This window comes from Streptomyces sp. A0592, assembly GCF_004795115.1.
Classification (GTDB): domain Bacteria; phylum Actinomycetota; class Actinomycetes; order Streptomycetales; family Streptomycetaceae; genus Streptomyces; species Streptomyces erythrochromogenes.
The window spans coordinates 24,118-49,435 of sequence record NZ_SSBM01000019.1 but is presented as its reverse complement, the minus strand read 5'-3'; the positions used below and the strand labels follow the sequence as shown (position 1 = coordinate 49,435).

21 protein-coding genes are annotated in these 25,318 nt (G+C 72.7%); 17 read left to right on the top strand and 4 right to left on the bottom strand.

The genetic code is table 11. The annotated features are described in order from the left end of the window. Positions 1-36 precede the first annotated feature (36 nt). On the top strand, positions 37-594 hold the full coding sequence (locus E6U81_RS24815) for a TetR family transcriptional regulator (protein WP_136232303.1): 558 nt from the start codon (positions 37-39) through the stop codon (positions 592-594). A gap of 5 nt (positions 595-599) precedes the next feature. Here E6U81_RS24815 and E6U81_RS24810 read toward each other — a convergent pair whose 3' ends face one another. After that, a complete protein-coding gene (locus E6U81_RS24810; protein ID WP_136232302.1) occupies positions 600-1,952 on the bottom strand; it encodes a diaminopimelate decarboxylase in 1,353 nt (450 codons plus the stop codon). Positions 1,953-2,057: 105 nt separating this feature from the next. On the opposite strand from E6U81_RS24810, the gene hutU reads away from it, so the two are divergent. The 8 genes from hutU to E6U81_RS24770 all read left to right on the top strand — a co-directional run bounded on the left by hutU (position 2,058) and on the right by E6U81_RS24770 (position 11,964). Continuing rightward, the gene (gene hutU / locus E6U81_RS24805; RefSeq protein ID WP_136232301.1) at positions 2,058-3,722 is read left to right on the top strand and encodes a urocanate hydratase; all 1,665 of its coding nucleotides are present in this window, start codon (positions 2,058-2,060) and stop codon (positions 3,720-3,722) included. An 11-nt stretch (positions 3,723-3,733) separates the two neighbouring features. After that, positions 3,734-4,924, top strand: coding sequence for an allantoate amidohydrolase (locus E6U81_RS24800; protein WP_136232375.1), 1,191 nt, complete (start codon positions 3,734-3,736; stop codon positions 4,922-4,924). Further along, entirely contained in the window at positions 4,915-6,255 is a 1,341-nt protein-coding gene (locus tag E6U81_RS24795) for a formimidoylglutamate deiminase (protein WP_136232300.1), read from the top strand. The genes E6U81_RS24800 and E6U81_RS24795 overlap by 10 nt, the downstream gene beginning before the upstream one ends. A 211-nt stretch (positions 6,256-6,466) precedes the next feature. Continuing rightward, complete coding sequence (gene hutI / locus E6U81_RS24790; RefSeq protein ID WP_136232299.1) at positions 6,467-7,648, top strand: imidazolonepropionase; 1,182 nt, start codon at positions 6,467-6,469, stop codon at positions 7,646-7,648. Between the two features lie 113 nt (positions 7,649-7,761). Further along, positions 7,762-8,448 (top strand): LPXTG cell wall anchor domain-containing protein, encoded by a 687-nt coding sequence (locus E6U81_RS24785; RefSeq protein ID WP_136232298.1) that lies wholly within the window; start codon positions 7,762-7,764, stop codon positions 8,446-8,448. Positions 8,449-8,465: 17 nt separating this feature from the next. Beyond that, positions 8,466-9,506 (top strand): hypothetical protein, encoded by a 1,041-nt coding sequence (locus E6U81_RS24780; RefSeq protein ID WP_136232297.1) that lies wholly within the window; start codon positions 8,466-8,468, stop codon positions 9,504-9,506. After that, on the top strand, positions 9,503-10,651 hold the full coding sequence (locus tag E6U81_RS24775) for a hypothetical protein (RefSeq protein WP_240804003.1): 1,149 nt from the start codon (positions 9,503-9,505) through the stop codon (positions 10,649-10,651). Before E6U81_RS24780 ends, E6U81_RS24775 begins: the two co-directional genes overlap by 4 nt. After that, positions 10,648-11,964, top strand: a complete 1,317-nt coding sequence (locus tag E6U81_RS24770) for a hypothetical protein (RefSeq protein WP_240804002.1) — start codon at positions 10,648-10,650, stop codon at positions 11,962-11,964. The genes E6U81_RS24775 and E6U81_RS24770 overlap by 4 nt, the downstream gene beginning before the upstream one ends. 63 nt (positions 11,965-12,027) lie before the next feature. Here E6U81_RS24770 and E6U81_RS24765 read toward each other — a convergent pair whose 3' ends face one another. After that, a complete protein-coding gene (locus tag E6U81_RS24765; RefSeq protein WP_136232296.1) occupies positions 12,028-13,548 on the bottom strand; it encodes an oligopeptide:H+ symporter in 1,521 nt (506 codons plus the stop codon). Positions 13,549-14,045: 497 nt separating this feature from the next. Between E6U81_RS24765 and E6U81_RS24760 the strand changes: the two genes are divergently transcribed. Together E6U81_RS24760 and E6U81_RS24755 are read left to right on the top strand one after the other, a co-directional pair. Further along, positions 14,046-14,723, top strand: coding sequence for a response regulator transcription factor (locus E6U81_RS24760; RefSeq protein ID WP_136232295.1), 678 nt, complete (start codon positions 14,046-14,048; stop codon positions 14,721-14,723). 172 nt (positions 14,724-14,895) lie between these two features. Next, entirely contained in the window at positions 14,896-16,161 is a 1,266-nt protein-coding gene (locus E6U81_RS24755; RefSeq protein WP_136232294.1) for an ATP-binding protein, read from the top strand. 20 nt (positions 16,162-16,181) lie between these two features. Here E6U81_RS24755 and E6U81_RS24745 read toward each other — a convergent pair whose 3' ends face one another. Then, positions 16,182-16,724 (bottom strand): GtrA family protein, encoded by a 543-nt coding sequence (locus E6U81_RS24745; protein WP_240804000.1) that lies wholly within the window; start codon positions 16,722-16,724, stop codon positions 16,182-16,184. Between the two features lie 146 nt (positions 16,725-16,870). Here E6U81_RS24745 and E6U81_RS24740 point away from each other — a divergent pair, with 146 nt between their 5' ends. The 4 genes from E6U81_RS24740 to E6U81_RS24725 all read left to right on the top strand — a co-directional run bounded on the left by E6U81_RS24740 (position 16,871) and on the right by E6U81_RS24725 (position 20,995). Next, positions 16,871-18,061, top strand: a complete 1,191-nt coding sequence (locus tag E6U81_RS24740; RefSeq protein ID WP_136232372.1) for a 5-(carboxyamino)imidazole ribonucleotide synthase — start codon at positions 16,871-16,873, stop codon at positions 18,059-18,061. Continuing rightward, positions 18,058-18,594 carry a 5-(carboxyamino)imidazole ribonucleotide mutase gene (purE, locus tag E6U81_RS24735; RefSeq protein WP_031150900.1) on the top strand — a complete coding sequence of 179 codons (537 nt, stop codon included), beginning with the start codon at positions 18,058-18,060 and terminating at the stop codon, positions 18,592-18,594. The genes E6U81_RS24740 and purE overlap by 4 nt, the downstream gene beginning before the upstream one ends. Next, on the top strand, positions 18,591-19,769 hold the full coding sequence (locus E6U81_RS24730) for a dipeptidase (protein ID WP_136232293.1): 1,179 nt from the start codon (positions 18,591-18,593) through the stop codon (positions 19,767-19,769). The genes purE and E6U81_RS24730 overlap by 4 nt, the downstream gene beginning before the upstream one ends. 152 nt (positions 19,770-19,921) lie before the next feature. Continuing rightward, the gene (locus E6U81_RS24725) at positions 19,922-20,995 is read left to right on the top strand and encodes a membrane dipeptidase (protein WP_136232292.1); all 1,074 of its coding nucleotides are present in this window, start codon (positions 19,922-19,924) and stop codon (positions 20,993-20,995) included. A 133-nt stretch (positions 20,996-21,128) separates the two neighbouring features. On the opposite strand, the gene E6U81_RS24720 is transcribed toward E6U81_RS24725, so the two are convergent. After that, a complete protein-coding gene (locus E6U81_RS24720; RefSeq protein WP_136232291.1) occupies positions 21,129-22,472 on the bottom strand; it encodes a UDP-glucose/GDP-mannose dehydrogenase family protein in 1,344 nt (447 codons plus the stop codon). A 203-nt stretch (positions 22,473-22,675) separates the two neighbouring features. Between E6U81_RS24720 and E6U81_RS24715 the strand changes: the two genes are divergently transcribed. Then, positions 22,676-23,833, top strand: a complete 1,158-nt coding sequence (locus E6U81_RS24715; protein ID WP_030387007.1) for an acyl-CoA dehydrogenase family protein — start codon at positions 22,676-22,678, stop codon at positions 23,831-23,833. 350 nt (positions 23,834-24,183) lie between these two features. Further along, the gene (locus E6U81_RS24710) at positions 24,184-25,266 is read left to right on the top strand and encodes an NDP-sugar synthase (protein ID WP_136232290.1); all 1,083 of its coding nucleotides are present in this window, start codon (positions 24,184-24,186) and stop codon (positions 25,264-25,266) included. Positions 25,267-25,318 lie beyond the last annotated feature (52 nt).

Below are 25,318 nucleotides of genomic sequence, written 5' to 3'. Positions count from 1 at the left end.
TTGTTGGCATACGCATGTTGGCCTACGGTTGTTGACATGACGGAGCGACGCTCATCCGACCGGACCAGGGCCGTGATCCTGCGCGCGGCGCGCGAGCGGTTCGCCGCCCAGGGGTACGAACGCACGACCATCCGGGCGGTGGCCGCGGATGCGGAGATCGACCCGTCGATGGTCATGCGGTACTTCGGCAGCAAGGAGCAGCTCTTCGACGCCGCGCTGGCGGTGGACCTGCGCCTGCCCGACCTGGGTGCCATGCCGGCCGGGGAGCTTCCCGCCGCCCTCGTGCGCCACTTCGTCGAGCGGTGGGAGGGCGATCCGGCCGACGACGCCCTGCTGGTGCTGCTGCGCTCGGCCGTCACCAACGAGCAGGCCGCGGACCGGATGCGGGAGGTGTTCGCGGCGCAGGTCGCCCCGGCGCTGGCGGCGGCCCTCGGCCACGAGCGGGCGGCCCGCGCTGCCGGCCTCGTCTCCGCCCAGCTGCTGGGCCTGGCCCTGACCCGCTACCTGCTGCGGCTGCCCGCGGTCACCGCGCTGAGCCCGGACGACCTGGTCGCGGGCCTGGCCCCGGCGCTGGCGGCCACCCTGGCGGGCTGAGCCGGCTACAGCAACGCGTCGCCGAAGCCGCCGCCCGCCTCCGCCACGATGTCCGCGGGGGACTGCGCGGGCCGGGCGAGGCTGAAGCGGACGCTGCCCCGCGGGGTCACGGTGAAGCCGTGGACCGCCGGGCGCGGCAGGCTGTTGTAGCCGTAGTGGGCCGTGAAGAAGTACGCGCCGGTGTCCGGTACGCCGATGAGGTCGCCGGGGGCGAGCGGCGGCAGCTCCCGGGCCGTGGCGAGCAGGTCCCCCGCGAAGCAGGCCGGCCCCGCGACGTCCTGGGCCACCGGATCGCCGGCCTTCGGGACGCCTTTCGCGTCGTAGGGCAGGATCCGCACCGGCCAGGCCGCCGGCGCGTAGGCGGTGCGGGTCGCCAGCTGGACGCCGGCGTGCGTGAGCGCGATCGGCCGGGAGCCGCTGCTCTTGGTGTACTCGACCCGCGCCAGCACCAGGCCGTGCTTGGCCAGCAGGGACCGGCCGAACTCGGTGACCAGGCCGTAACTGCCGTCGAAGAGCGACGGGACCGCCTCGCGCAGGGCGGACACGTACCCGGCGTAGGTGGGGGTCGCCTCGTCGGAGGCGAAGTTGACCGGCAGCCCGCCGCCGATGTCGAGGGTGTCGATCCGGCGCCGCCCGGCCGCCGCGTTGATCTCCTCGGCCAGCGCGTGCAGTTCCCGTACGCCCTGCGCGATCAGCTCCAGGGGGACGCCCTGGGAGCCCGAGTGGATGTGCAGCCGGGTCAGCCACGGCCGGTCCAGGAAGGCCCGTACGAGCCACTCGCGCGCGCCCGGATCGCGCAGGGCGACGCCGAACTTCGAGGTGGACGTCGCCGTGGACAGCGCGTCGATGGCGCCCGCGCCGGTCTGCGGGTTGATCCGCACGCCGATCGGGGACGCGGTGGGCGCCGCGGCGACGAGCGCGTCGAGGCGTTCCAGCTCCTGGCGGTTGTCGGCGTTGACGGCGATGCCCGCCGCCAGCGCCTCGCGCAGTTCGGCGGTGGTCTTGGCGGGGGAGTCCAGGACGGTCCGGGTCGCGGGGACCCCGGCGGCCCGGGCCAGCGCCAGCTCGCCGGGGCTCGCCACCTCGCAGCCGAGCCCGGCGTCCGCGAGCAGCCGCAGCACCGGCACGAGCGGGGCGGCCTTCACGGCGAAGGCGTGCAGGACGGGCGTGCCGGGCGCCAGGGCGCCGGCGAAGGCGGCGGTCAGGGCCGCCGCGGAGGCCCGGATCCCGTCGGTGTCCAGCAGGCAGACCAGGGGCTCCGAGGAGTCGGTCCCGCCCACCAGCCCCTGCGCGACGGCTGCCCGTACGACCAGATCCCGGCGCTCGGCGGCGCCCTCGCCCTCCGTGGTTGCGGCCATACCCGCCATCCCATCATCCGACGGGGCCGACCGCAGCTGTTGACTGAATCTATTCAGAGGGCGAGTATGTGAATGGAATTAACAACATCGGAGGAGGCACCCGCCATGTCAGGACCCCGCCCCGTACGCGCCGCGCGCGGCACCGAGCTCAGCACCCTGGGATGGCAGCAGGAGGCCGCGCTGCGGATGCTCCAGAACAACCTCGACCCCGAGGTCGCCGAGCACCCGGACAAGCTCGTCGTCTACGGCGGCACCGGCAAGGCCGCCCGCGACTGGCGCTCGTACGACGCGATGGTCCGCACCCTGCAGACCCTCAAGCAGGACGAGACGATGCTCGTCCAGTCCGGCCGCCCCGTCGGCGTGATGCAGACGCACGAGTGGGCGCCGCGCGTGCTGCTCGCCAACTCCAACCTGGTCGGCGACTGGGCCAACTGGGAGGAGTTCCGCCGCCTGGAGCACCTGGGCCTGACCATGTACGGCCAGATGACCGCCGGCTCGTGGATCTACATCGGCACGCAGGGCATCCTCCAGGGCACCTACGAGACCTTCGCCGCCGTCGCTGCGAAGAAGTTCGGCGGCACCCTCGCCGGCACCATCACCCTCACCGCCGGCCTCGGCGGCATGGGCGGCGCCCAGCCGCTGGCCGTCACGATGAACGACGGCGTCGCGATCTGCATCGACGTCGACCCGCGCGCCATCGACCGCCGCATCGAGCACCGCTACCTGGACGTCAGGGCCGACAACCTGCGCCACGCCCTGCAGCTGGCCGTCGAGGCCCGCGACGCCCGCAAGCCGCTCTCCATCGGCCTCCTCGGCAACGCCGCCGAGCTGCTCCCGCAGATGCTCGCCGAGGGCGCACCGATCGACATCGTGACGGACCAGACCTCCGCCCACGACCCGCTCGCGTACCTGCCCGTCGGCGTCGACTTCGACGACATGGCCTCCTACGCGGCCAAGGACCCGGCCGGCTTCACCACCCGCGCCCGCGAGTCCATGGCCAAGCACGTCGAGGCCATGGTCGGCTTCATGGACGCCGGCGCCGAGGTCTTCGACTACGGCAACTCCATCCGCGGCGAGGCCCAGCTGGCCGGCTACGACCGCGCCTTCGCCTTCCCCGGCTTCGTCCCGGCCTACATCCGCCCGCTGTTCTGTGAGGGCAAGGGCCCCTTCCGCTGGGCCGCCCTGTCCGGCGAGGCCTCCGACATCCACAAGACCGACAAGGCGATGCTCGAACTCTTCCCGGAGAACGAGTCCCTGCACCGCTGGATCAAGATGGCCGGCGAGCGCGTCCACTTCCAGGGCCTGCCCGCGCGCATCTGCTGGCTCGGCTACGGCGAGCGCGACAAGGCCGGCGAGCGCTTCAACGACATGGTGGCCGACGGCACCCTCGCCGCGCCCCTGGCGATCGGCCGCGACCACCTCGACTGCGGCTCGGTGGCCTCCCCGTACCGCGAGACCGAGGCCATGCTCGACGGCTCCGACGCGATCGCCGACTGGCCGCTGCTCAACGCCATGGTCAACGTGGCCTCCGGCGCCTCCTGGGTCTCCATCCACCACGGCGGCGGCGTCGGCATGGGCCGCTCCATCCACGCGGGCCAGGTCACCGTCGCCGACGGCACCCCGCTGGCCGGCGAGAAGATCCGCCGCGTGCTCACCAACGACCCGGGCATGGGCGTCATCCGCCACGTCGACGCCGGCTACGACATCGCCGAGTCGGTCGCCGACGAGCGCGGCGTCCGCGTCCCCATGCGTGAGGGCGACGACGCGTGACCTTCCACGAGATGTGGGCGGAGCTCGCGCCCATCGGCCGCGACGCCGGCACCGGCGGCTACCGCCGGTACGCCTGGAGCGGGGCCGACGCCGACTGCCGGACCTGGTTCCAGGAGCAGGCCGAGGCGCGCGGGCTCACGTACGAGACCGACCGCAACGGCAACCAGTGGGCCTGGCTGGGCGACCCCCTCGCCGGGGACGCCGTGGTCACCGGCTCGCACCTGGACTCCGTCCCCGACGGCGGGGCCTTCGACGGCCCCCTCGGGGTGGTGTCCTCCTTCGCGGCCCTGGACGAACTCCGCAGGAGGGGCGCGGAGTTCTCCAGGCCGCTGGCCATCACCAACTTCGGTGACGAGGAGGGCGCCCGCTTCGGGCTCGCCTGCGTCGGCTCCCGGCTCGCCGCCGGGCAGCTGACCAAGGAGAAGGCGTACGAGCTGCGGGACGCCGACGGCGTCAGCCTGCCCCAGGCCATGGAGGCGGCCGGATACGACCCCGAGGCCATCGGGGCCGACCCCGAACGGCTCGCCCGGATCGGCGCCTTCGTCGAGCTGCACGTCGAACAGGGCCGCGCCCTGGACCTGTCCGGGGACCGGGTCGGCATCGCCTCGGCGATCTGGCCGCACGGCCGCTGGCGGTTCGACTTCCGCGGCGAGGCCAACCACGCGGGCACCACCCGCCTCGTGGACCGGCGCGATCCGATGCTGACGTACGCGGCGACCGTGCTGGCCGCCCGTACGGAGGCGGCCCTCGCCGGCGCCGTCGCCACCTTCGGGAAGATCTCCGTCGAGCCCAACGGCGTCAACGCCATCCCGTCGCTGGTGCGCGGCTGGCTCGACTCCCGCGCCGCCGACCAGGCCACCCTCGACACCGTCGTCACCGCCATCGAGAAGGCCGCCCGCGAGCGCGCCGACCAGGACGGCATCGACCTCGGGATCGTCCGCGAGTCCTTCACCCCGGTCGTCGAGTTCGAGCACGCCCTGCGCGACGAGATGAACCGGATCCTGGGCGGGGCCGTCCCCGTCCTCGGCACCGGGGCGGGACACGACGCCGGAATCCTCTCCGCCGCCGTCCCGACCGCGATGCTGTTCGTACGGAACCCGACCGGCGTCTCCCACTCCCCGCGGGAGTTCGCCGCCGAGGACGACTGCGTGGCCGGCGTCCTCGCCCTCGCCGACGTACTGGAAGGCCTGGCATGTCGCTGACGACGTACTGGCTGGAGCACGCCTGGCTCGGCACACATGTCGAGCCGGGCGTCGCCCTGGAGGTCACCGGAGACGGACGGATCGGCGCCCTGCGCACCGGCGTCGACACGCCGCCGCCCGGCGCGGAGGTCCTGCGCGGCCTGACGGTCCCGGGCCTGGCCAACGCGCACAGCCACGCCTTCCACCGGGCCCTGCGCGGCACCGTCCAGATCGGCTCCGGCACCTTCTGGACCTGGCGCGAGCTCATGTACGAGATCGCCCAGAACCTCACCCCCGACAGCTACTTCACCCTCGCCCGCGCCGTGTACGCCGAGATGGCCCTGGCCGGCATCACCAACGTCGGCGAGTTCCACTACGTCCACCACGCGCCCGGCGGCACCCCGTACGCCGACCCCAACGCCATGGGCGAGGCCCTGATCGAGGCCGCCGCCGCGGCCGGCATCCGCATCACCCTCCTCGACACGGCCTACCTCTCGTCCGGATTCGGCGAGGCCCCGAACGCCCACCAGCAGCGCTTCTCGGACGGCACCGCCGACGCCTGGGCCGAACGCGTCAGCGCCCTCAAGCCCCGCGGGCACGCCCTGATCGGGGCGGCCGTCCACTCGGTGCGGGCCGTGCCCGCGGACCAGCTGGCCACCGTCGCCGGCTGGGCCGAGGAGCGCCGGGCGCCGCTGCACGTCCACCTGTCCGAGCAGACCGCCGAGAACGACGCCTGCCACGCCGCCCACGGCCGCACCCCGAGCCAGCTGCTGGCCGACCACGGGGTGCTCGGCCCGCGCACCACCGGCGTCCACAACACGCACCTCACGGACGCGGACATCGCCCTGCTCGGCGGAACCGGCACCGGCACCTGCATGTGCCCCACCACCGAACGCGACCTCGCCGACGGCATCGGCCCGGCCACCCGGCTCCAGCGGGCGGGCAGCCCGCTGTCGCTGGGCAGCGACAGCCACGCCGTCATCGACCTGCTCGAAGAGGCCCGCGCGATGGAGCTGAACGAGCGCCTGCGCAGCCGTACGCGGGGGCACTGGACGGCCAACGCGCTGCTCACCGCCGCCACCGAGGACGGCCACGCCGCCCTCGGACTGCCGGACGCGGGCCGCCTGGAGGCGGGCGCCCTCGCGGACTTCACCACCGTCGCCCTGGACACCGTCCGCACGGCCGGCCCGCTGCCGCGGCTCGGCGCCGAGACGGCCGTCTTCGCCGCGACGTCCGCCGACATCCGCCACACGGTGGTCGGCGGCCGCCACATCGTCCGCGACGGCCACCACATTCTGGTCGGGGACGTCCCGACGGCCCTGTCCGAGTCCATCGCAGCCCTGCGCGCCTGACCGCGGCGGGTCCTTCCCCCACCCCGCCCCTTCCCGAAACCGGGCTCCGCCCCGGACCCGGTCCTCAACCGCCGGACGGCTGGAAATCCAGCCTCGCCCGGGGGCACCTCCCAGCGGTAGCTGGGGGAGATCGAGGCGCGGGGTCCGGGGCGGAGCTCCGGGAAGCGGAGAAAGGGCGGGGTGGGGGACAAGCAGCTCTGAGAGGAACCCAGTGACCACCACCACCGCCATCACCAACATCGGCAGCCTCGTCACCAACGACCCCGCCCTCGGCGACGGCAGCCCCCTCGGCCTGATCGAGAACGCCGCAGTCGTCATCGACGGCGACACGGTCGCCTGGGTCGGCCCCGCCGACAAGGCTCCCGCCGCCGACACCGCGGTCGACGCGGCCGGCCGGGCCCTGATCCCCGGCTTCGTCGACAGCCACAGCCACCTCGTCTTCGCCGGCGACCGCACCCAGGAGTTCAACGCCCGCATGTCGGGCCGCGCCTACTCCGCCGGCGGCATCCGCACCACCGTCGCCGCCACCCGCGCCGCCTCCGACGCCGAGCTGGAGGCGAACCTCGTCCGCCACCTCGACGAGGCCCGCCGCCAGGGCACCACCACCTTCGAGACCAAGTCCGGCTACGGCCTCACCGTCGCCGACGAGGCCCGGGCCCTGCGCATCGCCGCCGCACACACCGACGAGGTCACCTACCTCGGCGCGCACATCGTCTCCCCGGACTACGCCGAGGACCCGGCCGGCTACGTCGACCTCGTCACCGGCGAGATGCTGGCGGCCTGCGCCCCGTACGCCCGCTGGGTGGACGTCTTCTGCGAGAAGGGCGCCTTCGACGGCGACCAGGCCCGCGCGATCCTCACCGCCGGCGCCGCCGCCGGGCTGATCCCGCGCGTCCACGCCAACCAGCTCTCCCACGGCCCCGGCGTACAGCTCGCCGTCGAGCTGGAGGCCGCCTCCGCCGACCACTGCACCCACCTCACCGACGCCGACGTCGACGCCCTCGCCCAGGCCGCCGGTACCACCGTCGCCACGTTGCTGCCCGGCGCCGAGTTCTCCACGCGCGCCCAGTGGCCCGACGCCCGGCGCCTGATCGACGCGGGCGCCACCGTCGCGCTGTCCACGGACTGCAACCCCGGCTCCTCCTACACGAGCTCCATGCCGTTCTGCATCGCGCTCGCCGTCCGCGACATGCGGATGACCCCCGACGAGGCCCTCTGGTCGGCCACCGCCGGCGGCGCCCGCGCCCTGCGCCGCGACGACATCGGCGTCCTGACCCCGGGAGCCCGCGCCGACCTGGCCCTGCTGGACGCCCCCAGCCATGTCCACCTGGCCTACCGGCCGGGCGTACCGCTCGTTTCCGCGGTGTGGCGCAAGGGTGTCCGCGCCTACTGACGAACGGTCAATTCGGGCCTGTCCTTTGTCTTCCCTCCGTAAGTCCCCGGGCGTACCTTGAGCCACCGATCTGATATGTCGTCAGGTATTTGTGGCCCGAGGGGAAGACGAAGGTGTCCGACCGCAAACGCTCCACCGCGCTCGCGCTGGCCTCCGCGCTGGCCGGATCGGCGGTGCTGCTCACCGCCCCCACAGCCCACGCCGCGGTCGTCGACGTGGCCTACGACTGCAAGACCCCGATCGGGGACAAGTCGGCCGTTTCGCCCATCGACATCAAGGCTGTCAAGGAGGGCGACGGCTACAAGCTGACGATGTCCTTCCAGAAGGGCGTCTCGTCCAGCCCCATCGAGCTCGGCAAGGGCGCGATGAGCCCCAGCGCCGTCATCGTCGTCGGCGGAGCCGAGAAGGCCTCCGTACCGGTCTCCGGCGCGTCCAACCCCGAGGCCGTGCCGCCCGACACCCCCATCAAGATCACCGACCTCTCGGGCACCTACACGCCCAAGAAGAGCGGCAAGGTCACCTTCACCGCGGGCGTGCTCACCATCAAGGCGATGGGTACCACGACCACCTGCACCCCCGGCAACGGCCCGGGGCCCTCCCTGGAACTGGACGTCACCGCCGCCGGCGGGTCCGGCGGATCCGGCGCCCCGTCCGGCGGCAACGCGCCGCCCGAGACCCTCCCGCAGACCGGACCCACCGACTCCGCCCTCGCCCTCGGCACCCTCGGCGGCACCGTGCTGCTCACCGGCGCGGCCGGTGTGCTCTGGCTGACCCGGCGCGGCCGGCAGGCCCCGTCCTGAACGGAGCGCCTCCGGCCATGCCCGTGCTCCACACCCCCAGGCGCGACGTCCGCCTCCTCCTGGTCCTGCTCGCGGCGGCGGCGCTGCACACGCTGCCCGCCGCCCCCGCGGCCGCCGACGAACCGGGCTGGACCGCCGAACCCGCCGCCGGAACGGCCGCGGCCCGGCCCGGCGGCGCCCGTCCGTACTTCTACCTGGAGGGCGCCCCCGCCGCCGTGCTGGAGGACCGCCTCGCCCTGACCAACACCACCGACCGGGAACGCACCGTCACCCTGCGCGGGGCCGCCGCCCACAACACCGCCGACGGCGCCTTCGCGGTGCGCCCGGCCGCCCCCGCTCCCGCTCCCGCCCCCGGCGGGGGCGGCGCCGGTGCCTGGTTCAGCTTCGGCGCCGGTGCCACCGTGAAGATCCCGCCCCGCACCCGCGCGGTGGTCCCCTTCACCGTCACCGTGCCTCCGGGGTCACCGCCCGGCGACCATCCCGCCGCCGTGATCGCCACCGAGGCGGGCCGGGAGGCCGGCGTACGCGTCCATCTGCGGGTCAGCGGCCCCACCCTGGCCGCCCTCACCGTCGAGGACGTCGCCGTACGGGGCCGGGGCGCGGCCGCGGTCGTCGCCTACACCCTGGTCAACCGCGGCAACGTCGCCCTCGCCCCCGAGCTGGACATCCGCGCCGAGGGCGCCTTCGGCGAGGTCCCGGGCCGCGGCCCGCGGGCCGTGCCGGTCGAACTGCTCCCCGGCCAGCGGGTCGAGCTGACCGAGCCCTGGCCCGGCGCCCCGGTCCTCGACCGGGTCCGCGTCACCGTCACCGTGACCGCTCCCGGCGGCGCCGGGGCCGCAGCGTCCGCCTCCGCCTGGTTCGTGCCGTGGCGGGCCGCCGGCCGGACGGGCCTCGGCCTGCTCGGCCTCGGCGGGACGGCGTTCGCCGCGCTGTTCCTCGTACGCGGCCGGCGCCTGCGGCGGGGGCCGACGGGCGGCGGGGCCTACGGCGGACCCTCCGGCGGGCCCGGAGCGACGAGCCCTGCACCGGAACACGAACTGACGGGAGCCTCCAGGTGAGCGCCAAGGTCGGCGGCAAGGTCGGCGGCATGTTCGGCGGGACGTTCGGCGGTGCCGCCCGGTCCCTCCTGGTGGGGCTGGCGGCGTGTGCCCTCGCACTCCTGCCCGCGGTCCCGTCCGCCGCGGACGAGGGCAGACCCACCGCGGCCCTCTCCCTCCAGGAGGCCGCCAAGGGCACCGAGATCACCGTCACGGGCACCGGCTGGCGGGCCAAGACCCTGGTGATGCTGCTCGTCTGCGGGCAGAACATGATCGGCGGCACCAACAGCTGCGCCAACGCCGACGGGGCGGCCGTCTCCGTCGCGGAGGACGGGCGCTTCGCGGCCCGGCTGCCGGTCGCGGCGCCGCCGAAGCCCTGCCCCTGCATCGTCAACGTCACCTCCGTCAACGGCGACCGGTCCACTGTCGCCGTCCCCCTGAAGATCACCGACCATCCGGTGGCCGAGCTGCCCGCCGAATCCGGCACGGGCCGCCTCGCGCTGCTCACCGGGGTCCGGCTGAAGGGCGGGGACGGGGTCCTGACCTGGTTCGGCGCCCCGCCCGCCCGGAAATTCAAGGTCACCGTCGGCAACCTCGGCACGGCCCCCGTCAAGGACCCCGTCTTCCAGCTCGGCACCGCCCACGGCGTGTTCGCCCCGCTGTGGGAGGAGGCCCGCTGGAAGGGAACCATCCCGCCCGGCGGCAAGGCGGAGGTCGCACTCGACGTCACCCTGCCCGCGGGCGCCCACGGCGACTACACCGTCTCCCTGAAGTACGGCGAGACGGTCGTGGCCACCCAGCCCTGGGGCGTGGCCCGCCCCTACGGGGTGCTGCTCTTCTGGGGCCTGCTCCTCGTGGTGATCCCCGCCGCGGTCTTCCGCACCGGCATGGCCGTCGTCGACAGGGTCCGGCCGCGCACCGGGCACGGAGCCGGACGCCACCGGGGCGTACGGCCCGCCGAGGCCGCGGCGGCCGTCACCGCCCGGCTGCCCCGGCTTCCCACCCCGCGCCCGGCCGCGCCGGCCGCCCGTACGGAGCGGCCGGCGGAGCCCCCTGCTACCACCACGGCGGTCCTGCCGTGGTTCACCCCGGACAGCGCGCCGGAGACAGCACCACAGACGTCCGCACCGTCTGAGAACCGTTCGACGACGAAAGGACCATCGTGAAGAACCGACGGAGGGTGAGCGCGGCCCTGGTCGCGCTGCTGCTCGGCGGCGCGGGCCTCGCCATCACGGCTCCTACCGCCCAGGCCGCCGAGGCCACGTTCAAGGTCAAGTGCGTGCCGCCGGCCGGCGGGGGCTCCCCGGTGGAGGGCGAGACCACGGCCAAGGTCACCGCGCCGGCCACGGCCAAGGTCGGCGACGAGGTCGACGTGTTCTGGGAGACGGTCAAGCCCGCCTCGAACAACACGGACCTGATGGACATCCCGCAGGACTCCGTCCAGCCCACCGGCTGGATCACCGTGGGCGGCGGTGGCGGGGAGCTGAAGGTCGTCGGGGAGAAGAAGAACCCGCCGATCCCCAAGAAGGCCCCCATGCAGATGTCCACGATGAAGGGCAAGCTGAAGCTCACCAAGGCCGGCAAGATCACCCTGACGCCCGGCAAGTACGACGTCGCCGTGTCCTTCTCCTTCGGCACCTTCGTCACCAAGTGCGCGCCGGTCGGCGAGGTCAAGGGCGGGGCCGTCATCGACGTGTCGGGCGGCTCCAGCGGCGGTACGACGACGGGCGGTACGACGACCGGCGGTACGGCCACGGGCGGCACGACGACCGGCGGCACCACGACCGGCGGCACCACCACGGGCGGATCCACCGCCTCGGGCGGCAGCGGCGGCGGAGGCGGCCAGACCGACTTCCCCGGCAAGGCCGTCGAGGTGTCCTTCGACTGCGGAGCGGTCGTCCCGGGCGGCATCAAGACCCCGGTCACGATCAACGCCAAGAAGAACGGCGGCAGCTACGACCTCACCGTCAAGACCGCCAAGGGCGCGATGGCGGCGCCCATGGCCCTGCCGGCCGGAGCCCTCAAGCCCTCGATGGACGTCAAGCTCGGCGGGGCGGACAGCGGCACGGTCAAGGTCTCCGGCCCGGCCAACGCCGAGCCGATACCGGACAAGGCCCCGGTCAGCCTCAGCGACATGACCGGCACCTACAAGCCCGGCAAGTCCGGCAAGGTGACGCTCAGCCCGGACCAGCTGACGATCGACGTCACGATGGCCCCCGGCTCCACACCGATCAACGTCCCCTGCAAGGCGACGAGCAGCGGCGTGTCGCTGGAACTGGACACCACCGCCCAGCCCGGCGGCTCCGGCTCCTCCACCAGCACCAGCGGCAGCACCACCTCGGGCGGCGGCCTCGCCGACACCGGCGCGGAGGACGAGGGCGGCATCAAGGCCCTCGCCCTCGTCGCCGGCACGGTGATCCTGCTCGGCGGCGCCGTGTTCACCTTCACCCCGTGGCGCCGCTTGCGCGGCACCCGCTGACACGGGAACGGCCCGGCACACCTTCCGGTGTGCCGGGCCGTTCCTCCGCCGGAGCGGAACGGGTCAGTTCATGCCACCCATCAGGGCGTTGACCTTCTTGCGGTACATGAAGATCGCGACACCGGCGAGCACGGCGGCGAACGCCTGGAAGAGGATCACGCCGACACCGTTCATCTGGACCTCGGCCAGGCCGAGCAGACCGGTGATGCAGTCACCGGCGGTGACGGCCAGGAACCAGACGCCCATCATCTGGGAGCCGTACTTCTGCGGCGCCATCTTCGTGGTGACCGACAGGCCGACCGGGGAGAGGCACAGCTCGGCGAGCGTGTGCATCAGGAAGATGAGCACCAGCCACCACATGGTGACCTTGGTGTCGTTGCCGGCCGTCTGGCTCAGCGGGATGGCGAAGACGAAGAACGAGGCGCCGACGATGACCAGGGCCACCGAGAACTTCACGATCGTGCTGGGCTCGCGGTTGCGGCGGGCCAGCGCCACCCACGCGGCGGCGAAGACCGGGGCCAGGGCCACCACGAAGAGCGGGTTCAGCGACTGGAAGATGGTGGTCGGGACTTCCCAGCCGAGCAGGCTGCGCTCGGAGCTCTTGTCACCGAACAGCGAGAGGGTCGAACCGCCCTGGTCGTAGATCATCCAGAAGACGGCGGCGGCCACGAAGAACCAGATGTAGGCGCTCATCCGGGTCTGCTCGCCGGGGGTCAGGTCCTTGTCCCGCTTGATGCGGGTCAGGACGGCGACCGGGATGACCAGACCGGCGATCGTGATCGGGTACAGCGCCCACTTGATGGTGAACATGTCCGCCGCGACCACGGCGCCGTAGAAGACGGCGACGACGGCGAGGACGGCGAGGGCCTTGGTGATCACGGCCTTGCGCTCGGCCGGGCTCAGCGGGTTCGGGACGATGCTGCTCTTCGGGCTCAGGGTGCGGCCGGCGAGCAGGAAGATGACCAGGCCGACGCCCATGCCGACGGCGGCGAGGAAGAAGCCCAGGTGCCAGTTGATCGTCTCGCCGATGGTGCCGATGGCGATCGGCGCCGCGAAGGCACCCACGTTGATGCCGATGTAGAAGATCGTGAAGCCACTGTCACGGCGCGGGTCGTCCGCGTCCTTGTACAGGTGGCCGACCATCGTGGAGATGTTGGCCTTCAGCAGACCGGAGCCGACCGCGACCAGCAGCAGGCCGACGAAGAACGCGAGCTGGCCGGGGACGGCGAGCGCCACGTGGCCCGCCATGATCACGAAGCTGGCGATGGCGACCGTCTTGCGGGCGCCCCAGACACGGTCACCGAACCAGCCGCCGGGCATGGCCATCAGGTAGACCATGGCCACGTACACGGAGTAGATCGCCGTGGCCGTCGCCGCGGTGAAGCCGAGGCCACCGCCCTGGCTGCCGGTCGCGGCGTCGACGCCGCCGGAGACCAAGTACAGAACGAGAAGCGCACGCATGCCGTAGTAGGAGAAGCGCTCCCACATCTCGGTCATGAACAGCGTGGCCAGGCCGATCGGGTGGCCGAGGACGGTCTTCTCGTGAGCGGGGCTCGGTGAGGCCGTCGTCAGGCTGGAAGCCATGGTCGATCCTTGCTTGCTCGGGACGCTTCGGCTTCGTGAGCTCATCCGCGCCCGGTGGGGGGTGGCCGGCACCGGCGAGCGGAGTCCCGCCCCACGCCTCGGGGTCTCGCCCCCTCCCAAGAGGGGGTGAAGGGAATCCGCAACCGGGATCCACGCCCACCCGCGCACCATCACGCGAGGGGCCCGGCCAACAGGTCATTCACTGTCGTCAAGGTCGGCCGGGTCAGTCCTCGATAAGACTGCCCGTCCGGTTCAGGACAGAAATAGAGACCTTTGCGCTGTTTTTCGGCACAAAGGTCCCTGAGGTATTGCATCAGGCGTCTCGCCACCATACGACACGACACTGCGGCATATGAAAGGACTTGAGAGATGGATCACAAGGTGAGTCGGGAACCGTTCGACCATATTCGAAGGCGCTTAGTAGTCCATAAAGCCAGATCGGAAGGGGTCTGCAGGCAGGCCTCTCGAATCAGTCGCCGCGGACTACCATCACCCACATGACGCGTGTACTGCTCGCCGAGGACGACGCATCCATCTCGGAACCCCTGGCCCGCGCCCTGCGCCGGGAGGGGTACGAGGTCGAGGTCCGGGAGGACGGCCCCACCGCCCTGGACGCGGGGCTCCAAGGAGGCGTCGACCTCGTCGTCCTCGACCTGGGACTGCCGGGCATGGACGGACTCGAAGTCGCCCGCAGGCTGCGCGCCGAGGGCCACGGCTTCCCGATCCTCGTCCTCACAGCCCGCGCGGACGAGGTCGACACGGTCGTCGGCCTGGACGCGGGCGCCGACGACTACGTGACCAAGCCCTTCCGCCTGGCCGAACTCCTCGCCCGGGTCCGGGCCCTGCTCCGGCGCGGCGCCACCGAGACCGCCCAGCCCCCCGCCACCCACGGCGTGCGCATCGACGTCGAGTCGCACCGCGCCTGGATGGGCGAGGAGGAGCTCCAGCTCACGGCCAAGGAGTTCGACCTGCTGCGCGTCCTGGTGCGCGACGCCGGCCGCGTCGTCACCCGCGACCAGCTCATGCGCGAGGTGTGGGACACCACATGGTGGTCCTCCACCAAGACCCTCGACATGCACATCTCCTGGCTGCGCAAGAAGCTGGGCGACGACGCCGCCAACCCCCGCTACATCGCAACCGTCCGCGGCGTCGGCTTCCGCTTCGAGAAGAGCTGACCCTCAGGGCCTTTCTTCCGGATCAGGCCGGGCTCGCGGGGTCCGGTGCGCCCGCTCGCCGCGTTGTCGTCGGTCGCCAAGGCTCCGCGTTGTCTCCCTCCTCCGCCTTCCGATCGAGCACACCGGACCCCGCTCCCTGATCCGGCCTGATCCGGACGAAAGGCCCCAGCCCATGCGCCGCCGCCTCATCCAGTCCACGCTCGCCGTGGTGCTCGTGGTGATCGCCGTCTTCGGGGTGTCCCTCGTCATCGTGGAGACCCGGACCATCACCAGCAGTGCCCAGGACCGCGTCGAGTCCGAGGCGCTGCGGCTGGTCAGCGTCGTCGAGGCGAACGTCCTGGAGAAGAAGCAGACCGACCCCTCCGCCCTCGCCGAACTGCTCGACGCCGGGCACTACGCCCGGATCACGATCCCCGGGCAGCCGGCCGTGGAGGTGGGCGCGTCGATCCCCGACAGCGTCGTGCGCGGCACGGCGCGCGGCGAGCAGGGCGAGATCGTCGTCGTGGAGGAGGCCCGCTCCACCGTGACCAGGGAGGTCGTGCGGACCCTGGCCGTGGTCGGCGCGGTGGCCCTGCTGGCCGTCGTGGCGGCCGTACTGCTCGCCGTACGGCAGGCGAACCGGCTCGCCTCCCCGCTCACCGACCTCGCCGAGACCGCCGAGCGGCTCGGCTCGGGCGACCCTCGGCCCCGGCACAAGCGGTACGGGGTTCCCGAGCTGGACCGGGTCGCGGACGTGCTGGACTCCAGCGCCGAACGGATCGGCCGGATGCTCACCGCCGAGCGGCGCCTCGCCGCCGACGCCTCCCACCAGCTGCGCACCCCGCTCACGGCGCTGTCCATGCGGCTGGAGGAGATCACGGTCACCGACGACCTGGAGACCGTACGGGAAGAAGCGACGATCGCCCTGACCCAGGTGGAGCGCCTCACGGACGTCGTGCAGCGGCTGCTCACGAACTCGCGGGACCCGCGCACGGGCTCCGCGGTCCCCTTCGACCTCGACGAGGTCGTCAAACAGCAGGTGGAGGAGTGGCGGCCCGCCTACCGCAGCGCGGGCCGGGCCATCGTGCGCTCCGGGAAGCAGGGCGTACGGGCCGTCGGCACCCCCGGCGCGGTCTCCCAGGTCCTGGCCACCCTCGTGGAGAACGCCCTCATGCACGGCGGCGGCACCGTCGCCCTGCGCACCAGGGTGATCGGCAACCAGGCGGTGCTGGAGGTCACGGACGAGGGGCCCGGCGTCCCGCCCGACCTCGGCAACCGGATCTTCGAGCGGGCCATCAGCGGCCGGAACTCCACCGGGATCGGCCTCGCGGTCGCCCGCGACCTCGCGGAGGCGGACGGCGGCCGTCTGGAGCTGCTCCAGACGCAGCCCCCGGTGTTCGCGCTGTTCCTCAGCCGTACGGCCCCGGCGCCGGCCGAGCAGGAGAAGACCGTCCGCTAGGACACGGCCCGGGCCACGCCCTAGTTGTTCGCGGGCTCGGGCTCCGGCAGCGGCTCGGGCCTGCGCTCCGGCCGGGGCAGCGGCGCCGGCTCCGGCACCGGTTCGGTGGCCTCGGGCGCGGCGACCGGCGGCAGGGCCTTGAAGACCCAGGTCCGGTACGACCAGAAGCGGAAGACGGTGGCCGTGCCGATGCCGATGAACTTGAAGACGTTGCTCGCGAGCGGGCCGTCCCAGCCGAAGCCGTAGGTGGCGGTGTAGAGCACGCCGTTCTCGATGACCAGGCCGATGGCGCTGAAGCCGGCGAAGAGGGCCATCTCGCGGGTGCGGCCGCTCTGGGCGCGGTCCCGGTAGGCGAAGTAGCGGAAGCCGAGGTAGTTCGTGGCGATGGCCACGACGGTGGCTATCACGCTCGCCCGGACCACCTGCAGATCAGTGGTGTGGCGGATCAGGTTGAAGACACCCAGGTTGACCAGGACCCCCAGGCCGCCGACCGCCCCGAACTTGGCCACCTCGCGCACGAGGCCGCGTACGCGTTCGAGGACCGATCCGCGCTGCGTGGTCATCAGTAGGCCAGTCCCGTCGGTCACCGCCCCCGCACGGGGCGTCCGGTGTACTCCGTCAACCCACCCATGCTAAGTCTCCCCCCTGTGCTCCGTCTGTGCCTTCCCGCACCCTGCGACGCACGGCACACCGGCGGATCGCGCCAGGCCTGTGTCCATGCGGGTCCCGATGGCCGAATACCGGCGGATACCCTGGAGAGGTGACGTTCCCGGTAGTCGGCATGGTCGGCGGCGGTCAGCTCGCCCGCATGACCCACGAGGCGGGTATCCCCCTCGGCATCAGATTCAAGCTCCTCAGTGACACACCACAGGACTCGGCGGCCCAGGTCGTGAGCGATGTCGTCATCGGCGACTATCGCGACCTGGAGACGTTGCGCGCCTTCGCGCGCGGCTGTGACGTGATCACCTTCGACCACGAGCATGTACCCACGGAGCACCTGCGGGCCCTGGAAGCGGACGGCATCCCCGTCCGCCCGGGGCCCGACGCCTTGGTACACGCCCAGGACAAGGGGGTGATGCGCGCCAAGCTCGACGAGATCGGCGCACCCAGCCCCCGCCACCGGATCGTGAGCGATCCGGACGACGTGACCGCCTTCGCGGACGAGGTCGGCGGGTTCCCCGTCATCCTCAAGACCGTGCGCGGCGGCTACGACGGCAAGGGGGTGTGGTTCGTCCGCACCCCGCAGGACGCCGAGGCCCCGTTCAAGGCGGGCGTCCCGGTCCTCGCCGAGGAGAAGGTGGACTTCGTCCGCGAGCTCGCGGCGAACATCGTCCGCTCCCCGCACGGGCAGGCGGTCGCCTACCCCGTCGTCGAGTCCCGCCAGGTGGACGGGGTCTGCGACACGGTGATCGCTCCCGCCCCGGACCTCTCCGAGGAACTGGCGGGCGAGGCCCAGGCCCTCGCCCTGCGCATCGCGCAGGAACTCGGCGTGACCGGCCACCTGGCCGTGGAGCTGTTCGAGACCACCGACGGCCGGATCCTCGTCAACGAACTGGCGATGCGTCCGCACAACAGCGGTCACTGGACCCAGGACGGGGCCGTGACCTCCCAGTTCGCCAACCACGTGCGCGCGGTCCTGGACCTTCCGCTGGGCGACCCCCGCCCCCGCGCCAAGTGGACCGTCATGGCGAACGTGCTGGGCGGGGACTACCCCGACATGTACACGGCCTACCTGCACTGCATGGCCCACGACCCCCAGCTGAAGATCCACATGTACGGCAAGGACGTGAAACACGGTCGCAAGGTCGGCCACGTCAACACCTACGGCGACGACCTGGACGATGTGCTGGAGCGCGCACGCCACGCCGCCGACTACCTCAGAGGAACGGTCACGGAATGAGCACCACCGCCGCAGGACCTGTCATCGGCATCGTCATGGGGTCCGACTCGGACTGGCCCGTGATGGAGGCGGCCGCCCAGGCCCTCGACGAGTTCGAGATCCCCTACGAGGTCGACGTCGTCTCCGCCCACCGGATGCCGCGCGAGATGATCGAGTACGGGGAGCAGGCCGCCGGACGCGGCCTGAAGGCGATCATCGCGGGCGCGGGCGGAGCCGCCCACCTGCCCGGCATGCTCGCCTCGGTCACCCCGCTGCCGGTCATCGGCGTGCCCGTGCCGCTGAAGTACCTCGACGGCATGGACTCCCTGATGTCGATCGTCCAGATGCCGGCGGGGGTTCCCGTCGCCACGGTCTCGGTCGCCGGGGCGCGCAACGCCGGCCTGCTGGCCGTACGGATGCTGGCCGCCCACGACACGGAGCTGCTGGCCCGGATGCGCGACTTCCAGCAGGAGCTCAACGACCAGGCCACCGAGAAGGGCAAGCGGCTGCGTACGAAGGTCGCGAACGCGGAGTCCTTCGGGTTCGGCAAGTGAGCGCGGCGCAGCGTCTGGCGCAGGCGCGCGAGCTGCTGGCCGAGCACCCCGTCGTGGACGGTCACAACGACCTGCCCTGGGCGCTGCGCCAGCAGGTGCGCTACGACCTGGCACAGCGGGACATCGCGGGCGACCAGTCCGCACACCTGCACACCGACATCCCCCGGCTGCGCGCCGGGGGTGTCGGGGCCCAGTTCTGGTCCGTGTACGTGCGCTCCGACTTCGCGGGCGACGAGGCGGTCAGCGCCACCCTGGAGCAGATCGACGCCGTCGCCCAGCTGATCGACCGCTACCCCGGCGACCTCGTGCGGGCGCTGACGGCGGACGACATGGAGCAGGCCCGCGCCACCGGCCGGATCGCCTCGCTGATGGGTGCCGAGGGCGGCCACTCCATCAACAACTCGCTCGCCACGCTGCGCGCCCTGCACCTGCTGGGCGTGCGGTACATGACGCTCACGCACAACGACACCATCGACTGGGCGGACTCGGCGACGGACGAGCCCCGGCACGGCGGTCTGACCGACTTCGGCCGCGAGGTCGTCCGCGAGATGAACCGTGTCGGCATGCTGGTGGACCTCAGCCATGTCGCGGCGACGACGATGCGGGACGCCATCGCCGTGTCGGTCGCGCCGGTGGTCTTCTCGCACTCCTCGGCGCGGGCGGTCTGCGACCACCCGCGCAACATCCCCGACGACGTGCTGGCGCTGCTGCCGGCCAACGGCGGGGTGGCGATGGCCACCTTCGTCCCGAAGTTCATCCTGCCGGCGGCGGTGGAGTGGACCCTGGCCGCGGACGAGAACCTGCGGGCGCACGGATTCCACCACCTCGACACCACCCCCGAGGCGATGGCCCTGCACCGGGCGTTCGAGGCCGGCCGCCCGCGGCCGGTGGCCACGGCCGCCACGGTGGCCGACCACCTGGACCACATGCGGGAGGTCGCCGGGGTCGACCACATCGGCATCGGCGGGGACTACGACGGCACGGCCTTCACCCCGTCCGGCCTGGACGACGTGGCGGGCTACCCGAACCTGGTCGCGGAACTCCTGGCGCGCGGCTGGTCCACGGCGGACCTGGCCAAGCTGACCTGGTCCAACGCGGTCCGCGCGCTGCGTGACGCGGAAGCGGTGGCACGCGAGGTGTCGGCGACCCGGGGCCCGTCGAACGCGGTGATCTAGGTCGGGCACTGCGGAAGCGCCGGTCCGGTGGGTGTGGTGACGCGGTGTGACCGCGGTTCACTCGAACGCCACACCTGCCGGGCGGCTGCGCCGCGGCACGTGTCACGGTGGCACCAGCTCTCCCTGCTGCCGCCGAGACCGGAGCGAACGCCATGGCCGACCTGCAGGATGAACCCCACTCCGTGGGCATCGGGGCCCAGGACCTCCAGGCCCCAGCCGGACCCGAGACGAAGGCGAGCGCCCTCGAACGGGCCGCCGCGCTGCTGTCCGTCCACCCCGTCGCCGACGGGTGCAACACCCTGGTCTGGACCCTGCGCCAGAGCCCGTACCACGACATCGAAACCCCCGACTCGGGCGTCGACACGGACATCCCGCGCCTGCGCGCCGGGGGAGTGGGGGCCCAGTTCTGGTCCCTGCTCGTGCCGCCGCAGGCCCGGCCCCACGAGGACGCGACCGGTGACCGGCTGGTCTCCGACACTCTGGACCAGATCGACGCGGCACTGACGCTGGTCCGCCGCTACCCCGAGAGCCTCCGCCTCGCGCTCAGCGCCGACGACATGGCGGACGCCCGCAACCGCGGCCGGATCGCCTCGTTCCTCGGCCCGGTACCGGGCCGGACACTGACCGACTCGCTGGGCGCGCTGCGCGCGTTCCACGCGCTGGGCGTACGGGTCCTCGCGCCCGCGGGAGCGCCCTGGGCGCAGGGGACGCTGACGGCCTTCGGCCACGAGGTGGTGCACGAGGCGAACCGGCTGGCCGTCCTGCTGGACCTCACGGGCTGCGAGCCGACGGTCGCCCGGCAGCTCGCCGGCGCCTCGAAGGCCCCGGTGATCATCTCGAACACGGCGGCCGCCGCGCTGAACCCGCATCCGGGGAACGTGCCGGACGAGGTGCTGGTCGCGCTGCGCGAGGCGAACGGCCTCGCGATGGTCACCTTCGACACCGCGCGCACCGGGGACTCCCTGCACGCGGTGGCGGACCACCTCGACCACGTGCGGGCGGTCGCGGGCCCGGAGGGCGTCGGCCTCGGGGCGACCTTCGGCGCCGAGCCGCCGGGCCCCCGCCCGACCGGCCTGACCGACCCCTCGGGCTACCCGCGACTGATCGCGGAGCTCCTGGACCGCGGCTGGCCCGAAACCGACCTCGCCCTCCTGACCTGGGGCAACGCCCTCCGCGTGGTCCGCGACGCCGAATTCACCGCCCGCCGCCGCCCGGGCCTCGCCTGAGTTTGAGGCGCGGGGGCTCGGGGGCGGCTCGGGGGCAGCGCCCCCGCAACCGCGCCGCACCCGGGCACGCGGCCGACACGCAGCCGCGCCGGGCGGAGCCCGGGTCTTTCAGCGGCCGAGCACCCCGCAGGGGTCAGGCCCGGGGCCGCCCCATCGCCCGGTACGTCCAGCCGGCGTCACGCCACCGCACCGGGTCCAGCGCGTTGCGGCCGTCCAGCACGAGCCGGTCGGTCACGACGGAGGCGAGCTCCGCCGGGTCGAGGTCGCGGAACTCGCGCCACTCGGTGAGGTGCAGGACCACCTCCGCGCCGCGGGCCGCCGCGAGCGCGGAGTCGGCGTACCCGAGGGTCGGGAAGACCCGCCGGGCGTTGTCCATGCCCTTGGGGTCGTAGACGGTGACCTGACCGCCCTGCAGGTGGATCTGGCCCGCCACGTTCAGGGCGGGCGAGTCCCGTACGTCGTCCGAGTCCGGCTTGAAGGTGGCGCCGAGGACGGCCACCCGCTTGCCGAGGAAGGACCCGCCCACGGCCTCGCGGGCGAGCTCGACCATGTGCCCGCGCCGCCGCATGTTGATGGAGTCGACCTCGCGCAGGAAGGTCAGCGCCTGGTCCGCGCCGAGCTCGCCCGCGCGCGCCATGAAGGCCCGGATGTCCTTGGGCAGGCAGCCGCCGCCGAAGCCGATTCCGGCCCGCAGGAACTTCGCGCCGATCCGCTCGTCGTGGCCGATGGCCTCGGCCAGCTTGACCACGTCACCGCCGGCGGCCTCGCAGACCTCCGCCATCGCGTTGATGAAGGAGATCTTGGTGGCGAGGAAGGAGTTGGCGGCGGTCTTGACGAGCTCGGAGGTCGGGTAGTCCGTGACGACCAGCGGCGACCCCTCGGACATGGGGGTCTCGTAGACCTCGCGCAGCAGCTTCTCGCCGCGCTCGCCCCGGACGCCGATCACGATCCGGTCGGGGTGCAGGGTGTCCTGCACGGCGAAGCCCTCCCGCAGGAACTCCGGGTTCCATGCCAGCTCCACGCCGTCGCCCGCCGGGGACAGCTCCACCAGCGTCTCCGCCAGCCGCTGCGCCGAGCCCACCGGCACCGTGGACTTGCCGACGACCAGCACCGGCCGCGTCAGGTGCGGGGCCAGCGAGGCCATCGCGGAGTCGACGTAGGACATGTCGCAGGCGTACTCGCCGTGCTTCTGCGGGGTGTTCACGCAGACGAAGTGGATGTCGCCGAAGGCGCCGACCTCCTCGTAGGAGGTGGTGAACCGCAGCCGGCCGGTCGAGCCCGGCAGCCCGGCCACGTGCTTGGCCAGCAGTTCCTCCAGCCCGGGCTCGTACATCGGCACCCGGCCCGCGGCCAGCATCTCGATCTTCTCGGGCACCACGTCCAGGCCCAGCACCTCGAAGCCCAGCTCCGCCATCGCCGCGGCGTGGGTCGCGCCGAGGTAGCCGGTGCCGATCACAGTGATCCTGAGGGGGGCCATGGGTGCTCCAGAGGTGCGGGGCCGTTTGCGGCCACTGAGCATAGTCGGGCCGACACGCGGGGACGTTCCCCAGGAGCACCCTCGCTGTCACGCAGCTCACGTGGCCCGTCCATATCGCCATCCGTGACCGGGACACTAAGCTTGGGTTACTTAACGGTAGTTAGCATCACGTATCGCGTGTCATCACTGGGGAGTGAGAGATCTTGGCGGGTTCTGCCGACTTCGACCTGTACCGCCCGGCCGAGGAGCACGACATGCTCCGCGAGTCGGTCCGCTCGCTCGCCGAGGCGAAGATCCTGCCGTTCGCGGCCGCGGTCGACGAGGAGTCCCGCTTCCCGCAGGAGGCCCTCGACGCGCTGGTCGCCAGTGACCTGCACGCCGTCCACGTGCCCGAGACCTACGGCGGTGCGGGCGCCGACGCCCTCGCCACCGTGATCGTGATCGAGGAAGTGGCCCGCGTCTGCGCCTCCTCCTCCCTGATCCCGGCCGTGAACAAGCTCGGCTCCCTCCCGGTGATCCTCTCCGGCTCCGAGGAGCTCAAGGCCAAGTACCTCGGCCCGCTCGCCAAGGGCGACGCGATGTTCTCCTACGCCCTCTCCGAGCCGGACGCGGGCTCCGACGCCGCCGGCATGAAGACCCGCGCCGTGCGCGACGGGGACTTCTGGGTGCTCAACGGCGTCAAGCGCTGGATCACCAACGCGGGCGTCTCCGAGTACTACACGGTCATGGCCGTCACCGACCCGGAGAAGCGCTCCAAGGGCATCAGCGCCTTCGTCGTCGAGAAGTCCGACGAGGGCGTCTCCTTCGGCGCCCCGGAGAAGAAGCTCGGCATCAAGGGCTCCCCGACGCGCGAGGTCTACCTCGACAACGTCCGGATCCCCGCCGACCGCATGATCGGCGCCGAGGGCACCGGCTTCGCCACCGCGATGAAGACCCTCGACCACACCCGCATCACGATCGCCGCCCAGGCGCTCGGCATCGCGCAGGGCGCCCTGGACTACGCCAAGGGCTACGTCCAGGAGCGCAAGCAGTTCGGCAAGCCGATCGGCGACTTCCAGGGCGTGCAGTTCATGCTCGCGGACATGGCCATGAAGATCGAGGCCGCCCGCCAGCTCACCTACTCGGCCGCTGCCAAGTCCGAGCGCGTCGACGGCGACCTGACCTTCTTCGGCGCCGCGGCCAAGTGCTTCGCCTCCGACGTGGCCATGGAGGTCACCACGGACGCCGTCCAGCTCCTCGGCGGTTACGGCTACACCCGTGACTACCCGGTCGAGCGCATGATGCGCGATGCCAAGATCACGCAGATCTACGAGGGCACGAACCAGGTCCAGCGGATCGTCATGGCCCGCAACCTGCCCTAGCCGCAAGGCTCCGGCCCGCGCGAACCAGGACGACCCCCGGCCCCGGCCGGGGGTCGTCCTGTACGGGATCGGCCGACGGCGGGTCGCCGGCCCGGCGCCCGGCCGCCGGGTTCGTCCCGGTACGGGACGGGTGCGGCGGGCAGGGCCTCCGGCGGCCCGGCACACAACTGCCCCGCCCTGCCGATCCGTTCGCCTCCTCGCGGCGCGAACGCCCGGTCATTTCATGACATACCGAGCGCAGTACCCGTACGGTGCACGCGCCGGTCGACACATCCGGCACCGGCCTCCGGGCCTCCCCGGATGGGCTAAATTTGGACCTTCGTACGCCGGAATCGGTTGGGGAGAACGCAATGACGGAAGCGATCCTGCTGGTCGGCGGACAGGGGACACGACTGCGTCCCGTGACGGTGAACACGCCCAAGCCGATGGTCCCCACGGCAGGCGTCCCGTTCCTCGCCCACCAGATAGCCAGGGCCGCCGCCGCCGGTGTCACGCACATCGTCATGGCCACCTGCTACCTCGCCGAGGTCTTCGAGCCCTACTTCGGGGACGGTTCCGACTTCGGCCTCAGCCTGGAGTACGTGGTCGAGGACGAGCCCCTCGGGACCGGCGGCGCCATCCGCAACGCCGGGCAGCGCCTGACCGGCGGCCCCGACTCCTCCGTCCTCGTCTTCAACGGCGACATCCTCACCGGCCTGGACATCCGCGGCCTCGTGGACGCGCACGAGGCGGCCGACGCCGACGTCTCCCTGCACCTGGTGCGGGTCGAGGACCCGCGCGCCTTCGGTCTCGTCCCCACCGACCCCGACGGTCGCGTGCTGGCCTTCACCGAGAAGCCGCAGACGCCCGAAGAGATCATCACCGACCAGATCAACGCCGGCTGCTACGTCTTCCGCCGCAGCGTCATCGACTCCATCCCGGCCGGCCGCCCGGTCTCCGTCGAGCGCGAGACCTTCCCGGGCCTGCTCGCCTCCGGGGCCACCCTGCACGGAGTCACCGAGAACACCTACTGGATGGACCTCGGCAAGCCCGAGTCCATCATCCAGGCCTCCGCCGACCTCGTCCGCGGCGTCGTCCCCTCCCCGGCCGTACCCGGCCGCCGGGGCGAGTCCCTGGTGCTGCCCGGCGCGCAGGTCGCCGCCGGAGCCAAGCTCTCGGGCGGCACCGTCGTCGGTGCCGGCGCCCGGATCGAGGCCGGCGCGGTCGTCCAGGGCTCCATCGTGCTCGACGACGCGGTCATCGGACCCGACGCCCAGGTGAACGCCAGCCTGATCGGCGCCCGCGCCCGCGTGGGCGCGCGCACCGTGCTGGACGGCACCGTCGTCGGCGACGGCGCCCGCGTGGGCGCCGACAACGAACTGCGGGCCGGCGCCCGGGTGTGGTGCGAGGCGGAACTGCCCGCCGCCGCCATCCGCTTCTCCCCGGACGCCTGAACCCGGGCCGGGGAGGCGGCGGGACCGCGGGCGGCGCGAAGGCCGCCGCCGC